This is a genomic window from Pirellulales bacterium, from assembly GCA_035533075.1.
Lineage (GTDB): Bacteria > Planctomycetota > Planctomycetia > Pirellulales > JAICIG01 > DASSFG01.
The window spans coordinates 1-8,006 of the sequence record DATLUO010000198.1; the positions used below are offsets into that span (position 1 = coordinate 1).

Here is an 8,006-nt window from a genome sequence, read left to right on the forward strand (position 1 = left end):
CCCAAGGTGGGCGAGATCATCGGCGGCAGCCAGCGCGAGGAGCGGCTCGACGTGCTCGAACAGCGGATGCGCGAGCAAGGACTCGCGCCGGAAAACTATGGGTGGTATGCCGATCTGCGGCGCTACGGAACCGTGCCGCACGCGGGCTTTGGATTAGGGCTGGAGCGCGCCGTGCAGTTCATCACCGGCATGGCGAATATCCGCGACGTGATTCCGTTTCCGCGGACCCCCGGAAACGCGGAGTTCTGATGAGGGATGAGCGATGCGGGATGAGGGACGTGCGATCCCGACCATGGGCCGCAAATCACAAAGCACCGCTGTCGCCCGCTTCTGCCGACGTTGGCTTCTCGGCGCCAGGGCCTTTCAAGCGATCGAGCAGCGAGTGCAGCCGCGTCTGGTTTGCCTCCTGCTGGAAGGGATTGTTGTCGTCGGGCGGGACGGCGTTCGGATCCTCCGTCCTCCCTGGCGGTTTGCCACCGCCGCCAACACTGACGGCGCCGCGAGGCAGCTCGAACAGGGCCAGCGTCTCTTTTTGCTCATCCGACAAAACCGCTTCCAGCGAATCGCAAAGCTCTTGAGCTTCGTCTTGCGTCATCTTGTCGGGCTGACTGAGGGCCGCCAACTGGGCCGCCAGCTCGGCGGTTTGCTCGCTGTCAAATTGGCAGGAAATGCGCTTGCTCGCCAGATCGAGCTTGGCGACCAGCGTGGCGAGATTGCGTTTGCCGCGTGGGCCACCCGTGCCACCCATGCCGCCACCACCCATGCCGCCACCACCCATGCCTCCACCACCCATGCCGCCGCCACCCATGCCGCCGCCACCCGGCATCGTACCAGCCATTGCGGCGGGTGGAGGGCCGCTGTTGTCAACGAGCGATTCGAGGGGCGCATAGCCGTAGAAGTACAGTGTCACGAAACAGCCGCCGGCGCCCAGCACCAAGCCGAGCACGCCCGAGGTGATCCAGGCCGGAAGCGGTTTTTGGATGGCGTTTTTGGCCCCGGTGTTCCCAGCAGTGTCAGACATGCGTTCGCTCCAAAGATTAAGTTCAAGTTCGGGGAGATTTGACCTGGCGCGCTCTTCTTTGCCGGCGATGTGGCAGGTCTTCAGTCGTCGTTGAATTGAGTATCGGGCCGAATTTCGAGATACCAGGCCTTCCATTGGTTGATGGTCTGTTTTCGCGCCTCTTCCTCGCTGCTGGCGTTGACGCCCGACCCGCTGAACTTGCGGGCCATGAACCGCAAGGCGTCGATGGCCGCGATATAGACCTGCGGATCCGGATCTTTCAAGGCCTCGATGAGCAGCGGCACATGGTCGAGATTGCGGGTACGCCCCAGCAAGGTCATGGCGGCGGCGCGGGCCTCAGGCGATTTACCTTCCGCCATGCTGCGCAGCTTTTTCTGCATCTCCGTCAGATGGTCTCCGGCTTCCACCAAACTCTGCGCTTCGATCCCCCGCAGGGCCTCTTCGAAGTTGGGATCGTCGGGCACGAGCTTCTGCAGCAGTTCCTGCGCGGGGCCCTTCAAGGCCTTGGCCCGCACGCTGCCTCCCGCCAACTCGATGTCGCTGGCGTTGTCGGGCAGCCCGCGTCCGCCCACCAGCAGTCCGCCGCCGAACGTCTTGGCGTGTTCGATCGCTCTCTGGGTCGAACGCATCAGAAACAGCACGGCGAAGCAGGTGTCCGGAACGTGGTAGCCGCCCGTCTTCCAGCTTCCATCGGCGTCTTGCGTCTTGGCCAACAAGGCGTAGCCATCGTCATACCATTGGTTGTCGGCTTTGTGTTTGGCGTCGACCTCTTGAAGGAAGCTCTTATAGCGCTCCATGGCATACATGTAGTAGTACATGAACTGGGGCTTGTCCATCTTGTAGTCGCTGGTGTAGTTGGCGGCGAACCAACCGGCGCCGCGTTCCAAGGCTTGACTGACCTGTCTGGGGTCGACCATTTTGGTGAGCGCCTCGACTTGCTTGACGACGCGCTTCAACTGGGGTGGACCGGAGGACGATTGCGCCTCGTCCGGGGCGAACAGCCGCAAACTCGAAGCGCAGATGCCGAGGCTGCCCAAGCCGGCGGCCGACAAGCTGTGCCGCACCTCCTGCTGGGGCACCAGGGAGAACGATCCTGGATCGATGCCTTGGTAGCCGAACCCGCCCTTGGGGTCCTGCGTGCGCAGCAGCCAATTGGCCGCGCGTTCCCAGTGGTCGATGGGCACGGGGATGCCCGACATCATGCAGGACCACATCCCAAGACAACCATATTGGTGCATCGAGGTATCGCCCGTCTGCTGACCGGGATAGCCGAAGCCGCCGTGCGGCTTTTGCGCGGCCAGCAGGATCGCCAAAAGCTGCTCCATTTCGGGGCGGTATTCATCGTGGCCGGCCTCCAGCAAAAAAATCAGGCACAGGCCGATGTTGTAGATTTGCTGCAGATCGGGGATGCCTTTGTTCGCCAGCGCCGATCGAATGGACTGGACGGCCTCGATGACCTTTGGCTGATTCTTGCCGGTCTCTCTCGGATAGTGTTTGAGCACGCACATGCCCACGAGCGCATGAGCGCCCGGATGCTGGGCCCAACCCTCCGTGTCGTGCGTCTCCAGAAACTTGACTGCCTTTGCCACCACGGCCTTCACTTGCGGGCTTTCGGGCGTAAGGGCAAAGCTGGCCGCGGGGCTGGACAACAGGCCCAACGTGACGAACAAGCCGACGATGGGCGGTTGCCCGAAAACGACCGTCTTCGTGGCGGAGCACCACGTTGTGATGCACGACAAGAGGCTCTTCATGGATTCGCGGACTTGCAGGAACGGAGATTTGCCGCCTCGGAACACCGTCGATCCTAGGCGTGCGAAGAGGCCCGTGTCAAGCTCCGCGCACGGAAACGGGGAAACGGGTCGCAAGCTGCTACTTGCTGGACGGAGACCTGGAACCTGTGATAGTCTCTAGGCGAGGGTGGCTGGGGCAGAGCATCCATCAATCGACGACTGACAGAGCACTAGGAGGGGTCGGCCGTGTCTACGGGTCCTGCGTTCGACGTCAAGGAACAAATCAAACGCGCCGTCGACATCGTCGATCTGGTGGGCGAATCGGTCCCGTTGCGTCGCGAAGGCCGGGCCTATAAGGGCCTGTGCCCGTGGCACGACGATTCTCGCCCCAGCTTGCACGTCAATCCGGAGCGGCAAACGTTCCGCTGCTTCGTGTGCAATATCGGCGGCGATATTTTCACCTTTGTCGAAAAGCGTGAGAACGTCACGTTTCGCGAGGCCCTGGTCATTTTGGCCGAACGGGCGGGAGTTCCGCTGGCGCCGGGCCGCGGCGGCGCGTCGGCGGAAGAATCGGACGAGCGGCGGAAGCTGTTTCAGGCGGCGGCCTGGGCCGAACAGCAGTTTCACGATTGCCTGCTCAAAGCCGCTGAGGCCGAGCCGGCCCGCCGCTATCTCCGCGAGCGCGGCATCAGCGACGAAAGTATCCTGCGTTATCATTTGGGTTTTGCGCCGAACGAGTGGGACTGGCTGCAGAAACGGGCCCGCGCGGCATCCATCTCGCCCGCCACGCTGGAAAAAATCGGCCTGGTGCGGCCGCGGCCGCAAGGGCCGGGACATTACGACTTTTTCCGCGGCCGCGTGCTGTTTTCGATCCGCGACTTGCAGGGCCGCCCGGTGGCGATGGGCGGGCGGGTGTTGCCTGACGCCAGCGACCAGAAGGGGGCGAAATATATCAACACGCCCGAAACACCGCTGTTTTCCAAAAGCCGGCTGCTCTACGGCCTCGACTTGGCCAAAGACGCCGTCAGCCGCAGCCGCACGGTGATGGTCATGGAGGGCTATACCGACTGCCTGATTGCCCAGCAGTGCGGCATCCAGAACGCCGTGGCCGTGCTCGGAACGGCTCTGGGCGAGCAGCACATCGGCATTTTGCGGCGGTTCGCCGACCAGGTGCTGCTGGTGCTCGACGGCGATGCCGCCGGCCGGCGGCGGGCCGATGAGATCCTGGAGCTGTTCGTTTCGGCCCAGCTCGACCTGCGCATTCTGACGTTGCCCGACGAGCTGGACCCGGCCGATTTTCTGTTGGCTCGCGGATCGGCGGCTTTCCAAAACCTGCTCGGCACCGCGGTCGACCCGCTAGATCATAAGCTGCGCATCTTGACAGCCGGAGTTGACGCTCACAGCGGTATTGGCCAAATCCAGAGGGCACGGGAGGAGATGCTCCGCATTTTGGCCAAAGCGCCGTGGCCGGAGGACACCACGGCACGGATTCGCGAGGCCCAAATCCTCAACCGCTTGGCGCAGCGGTTTCGCGTTCACGAACTGACCCTTCGTGAACGATTGCAGGCTTTACGCGAAAAACCCAATCGGTCGCGGGCAACGGCCGCCACAGACGTGCCGGAGCCGGCCGCCCCGCCGCCCAAGCCGGGAATTCTCGATAAAGCCGAGCAGGAACTGCTGGAAATCGTGTTCCAGTCGCCCCAATGGGTGCCGACGATCGCCGAGCAATTGCCGCCGGCGGTATGGCGTTGTTCGCGTCGCCGGGGCGTGTTTGCCGCTTGTTGCCGGCTGGCGGCGGCGGGCGTCGTGCCCACCGTCGAGCGGTTGCTATTGGAGATCGACGACGGACAGCTTAAAACGCTCATCATTGAGCTTGACGATCTCCAAAAGTGTCGTCCACGCCCCGATGCCGAAGGGGAGGTGACGCGGCTTTTGGCGATGATCCGCAATCCTTCCGCCGTGGCCCCGCGCGTCCTGCGACCCACGCCGAGCGACGCGAACATGAGCGAGGAGGAACTGCTGCGGATCATCGAACGGGGGCGGCTCCGGCACGGTATTTCCGCGCCCACGGATGGGTAAGGATGCCTTGACCGGTTGGCCTCGATCCGGCGAACTTGTTTGCGCCGCCGGTCCTGGTCATAATTTCGATTATCTTGCATCGCGCCGTTCGGCGCCGGAGGAAGATCAGATGCACCATTTGGACCAAGATCTTTCGGAATTGGTAGCAACGGGCAAGGCCCAGGGATATCTGACCTACGATCAGGTCAACGAATACCTGCCCGACGAAGCCGTCAATCCCGACAAACTCGACAGCCTGCTCGTGGCCCTGGAAGAGATGGGCATCACGCTGGTGGAAGAACCGCCCCAGCCCCTGGCCGAAGCTGCCGACGCCGACGCGGACGCGTCGGGGGCGCGAGCGGCCGAGGACGAGGCGGCGCTCGACGACGCGCCGGCCATCAATCTCGATGAGCCGGCCAAGTGGAGCGACGACCCGGTGCGGATGTATCTGACGCAGATGGCCGTCATTCCGCTTTTGACCCGCGACCAAGAGATCGGCCTGGCCAAGAAGATCGAAATCACCCGCAAGCGGTTCCGTCGCACCGTGCTCTCCTGCAACCTGGCCATGGAGAACACGATCGAGACGCTGGGCAAGGTGCATGAAGGCGTTTTGCCGTTCGACCGCACGATCAAGGTCTCGCTTACCGAGTGTTTGACCAAAGAGCAGATCATGGCGCGGATGCCGCACAACCTGCGGACGCTCACTTATCTGCTGGAGCAGAACCGCCGCGACTTCCGCACGGCCGGCAGCAAGCGGCTGCCGCGGGCCGAGCGGCTGGCTGCCCGCAAGCGGTTCCTTTTGCACCGCGCGAAAGCCTTGACGCTGGTGGAAGAGTTGAGCCTGCGCACCCGCCGCGTGCAGCCGATGGTCCGCGAGCTGGAAAAAATCTCCTCTCGCATGGAGGAGTTGCAAGCCGACTTGGCCGAGCTGGGTCGCAACTCGGCGGCCAAAGACGAGCGGGCCAATCTGCGAAAAGAGTTCCGCGACCTGCTCATGCTGACGCTCGAATCGCCGGCCGCGCTGCGGCGGCGCTGCGAGCTGATGCGCGGCCAGTACCAAGATTACGAGCGGGCCAAGCGCGAGCTGTCGGGCGGAAACCTGCGGCTGGTGGTCTCGATCGCCAAGAAATATCGCAACCGCGGCCTGAGCTTCCTCGACCTGATTCAAGAGGGAAATACGGGGCTGATGCGGGCGGTCGACAAATACGAGTATCGCCGCGGTTACAAGTTTTCCACCTACGCCACGTGGTGGATCCGGCAGGCGATCACGCGGGCCATCGCCGATCAGGCCCGCACGATTCGCATTCCGGTCCACATGATCGACGTGCTGTCGCGACTGCGAAACGTGTCGAAGCGGCTCTTGCAGGAGCTGGGCCGCGAGCCGACGACCGAAGAAACGGCCGCCGCGGCGAATATCAGCCTGGACGAAACCCGCCGCGTACTGACCATCGGCCGGCATCCGGTGAGCCTTGACCGCCCGGTGGGCGAGAGCGAAGACAGCGCGTTCGGCGAGTTCATCGAAGACCACGGCACGCAGAGCCCCATGCGGTCGGCCTCGCAGTGCATGCTGCGGGAGAAGATCGAGGGCCTCTTGAAAACGCTGACTTATCGCGAGCGGGAAATAATTCGCTTGCGCTACGGGCTGGGAGACGGCTATACTTATACATTGGAAGAGGTTGGCCGAATCTTCAAGGTCACGCGCGAGCGTGTGCGGCAAATTGAAGCCAAAGCGGTCCGCAAGCTGCAACATCCCGTGCGAAGCAAACAGCTCGAAGGGTTCCTCGAAGGAATCGCCGGGTAGCGTTGTGGTGCGGGCATGCCGCGGAACGAGCCAACCGCTGGTCAATCGACCAGCGGTTTTTTTATGATAGGGGTGTGCGGGGCGCGGCAGGCGCCCGGCGAGAACTACGTCTTTTACATGGGGAGCGACCGATGTCCGCCACTGCTGGAGTGTTACGCGAGCTCCACCGCATTCATCGACAATTAGGCGACCTGCGCGAACGGCTCGACCGGGGGCCGAAGCAGATCAAGGCCCGGCAGGGCTCCGTGACGAAGCTGGAGGCCGAGTTGGCCCAGGCCAAGGCCGAGACCAAGGCCGCGCGCGTCGGTGCCGACCAGAAGCAGCTTCTGCTCAAAAGCGGTGAGGCGAAGATTCGCGACCTGAAGGCAAAGCTCAACGCCGCCAGCAGCAACCGCGAATATCAGGCGCTGAAAGACCAGATCGCCGCCGACGAAATGGCCAACAGCGTGTTGGCCGACGAAATCCTGGAAGCCTTGGAAAAGATCGACGGCTTCGCGGCCACCATCGGCGAGGCCGAGCAGAACCTGGCCAAGGGTCGGGAAGAGCTGACCAAAGTCGAGCACCAGGTGCGGGAGCAGCACGACCGCCTGATCGCCGACGTGCAGCGGCTGGAGAGCGAGCTGAAGACGGTCGAAGTCGGCTTGCCACCGGATTTTCGCGACGCCTATCAGCGCGTGGTGAAAGGCAAAGGCTCCGACGCCATGGCGCAGGTCGAAGGCGAGACCTGCGGCGGCTGCTATCACCGTCTGACTTCCAACATCGTCAGCTCGCTGTTGATGGACCATCTGGTCACCTGCCAAAGCTGCGGGCGGATGCTGTATTTGCCCGAAGACCGCACGCCGGGCGGGAAGTGAGGAGGAGCGAAGGAGCGAAGCAGCGAGGGGCGCGGCGCAATGCCGAATGACGAATTCATTCTTTCGTTCCGCCACCAATTGGCATGCGCGAAGGAAGCCGAGAGCGCTGGTCACGCATGAAATCGGCCGCGGAGCGGCGACGGAGTTTATCCGTGGGTGTCAACCCACGGTTCAAGGGTCGCTCAATTCTCGTCAGCCGCGTAGCGGCGGCGGAGAATGCTTCCGTGGGTTGGCAGCCACGGCTAAACTCCGTCGTCCCTCCGGGACGGATTGCCGCGTCCAGCGGAACGAACGTAAACGGAAAAAGCGATGCCTGAAGTTGAAGTCACCGTTTACTACCTGGAAATGCTGAGCCATGCGCATCGGGCGGTGCCGGCGCCGCGGGAGGGGCTCACGGTAGTCCATGCCAGGCGGCCGACCGTCGGCTTCTACCGCTTTCTCTATAACGCCGTGGGCGAGGCCTACAACTGGCATAGCCGGGGCAGCCGTCCCGATGCGGAACTCGCCGCGCTCATCCAAGACCAACTCAACGAGGTGCATGT

General features: G+C 63.1%; 7 protein-coding genes. 5 read left to right on the forward strand and 2 right to left on the reverse strand.

Features of this window, described 5'->3' with window-relative positions:
- A partial coding sequence (locus VNH11_25700) for an amino acid--tRNA ligase-related protein (protein ID HVA49788.1) occupies window positions 1–249 on the forward strand: 249 nt, incomplete at its 5' end.
- 55 nt (window positions 250–304) lie between these two features.
- On the opposite strand, the gene VNH11_25705 is transcribed toward VNH11_25700, so the two are convergent.
- Window positions 305–1,021, reverse strand: coding sequence for a hypothetical protein (locus VNH11_25705; GenBank protein HVA49789.1), 717 nt, complete (start codon window positions 1,019–1,021; stop codon window positions 305–307).
- Between the two features lie 80 nt (window positions 1,022–1,101).
- Window positions 1,102–2,772 (reverse strand): HEAT repeat domain-containing protein, encoded by a 1,671-nt coding sequence (locus VNH11_25710; GenBank protein ID HVA49790.1) that lies wholly within the window; start codon window positions 2,770–2,772, stop codon window positions 1,102–1,104.
- A gap of 225 nt (window positions 2,773–2,997) precedes the next feature.
- On the opposite strand from VNH11_25710, the gene dnaG reads away from it, so the two are divergent.
- The 4 genes from dnaG to VNH11_25730 form a co-directional block, all read left to right on the forward strand.
- On the forward strand, window positions 2,998–4,830 hold the full coding sequence (dnaG, locus tag VNH11_25715) for a DNA primase (protein HVA49791.1): 1,833 nt from the start codon (window positions 2,998–3,000) through the stop codon (window positions 4,828–4,830).
- Between the two features lie 109 nt (window positions 4,831–4,939).
- Window positions 4,940–6,610, forward strand: coding sequence for a sigma-70 family RNA polymerase sigma factor (locus VNH11_25720; protein HVA49792.1), 1,671 nt, complete (start codon window positions 4,940–4,942; stop codon window positions 6,608–6,610).
- Window positions 6,611–6,741: 131 nt separating this feature from the next.
- Window positions 6,742–7,464 carry a phospholipase gene (locus VNH11_25725; GenBank protein ID HVA49793.1) on the forward strand — a complete coding sequence of 241 codons (723 nt, stop codon included), beginning with the start codon at window positions 6,742–6,744 and terminating at the stop codon, window positions 7,462–7,464.
- A 309-nt stretch (window positions 7,465–7,773) separates the two neighbouring features.
- The coding region (locus VNH11_25730) for a hypothetical protein (GenBank protein HVA49794.1) at window positions 7,774–8,006 on the forward strand (233 nt) is incomplete at its 3' end.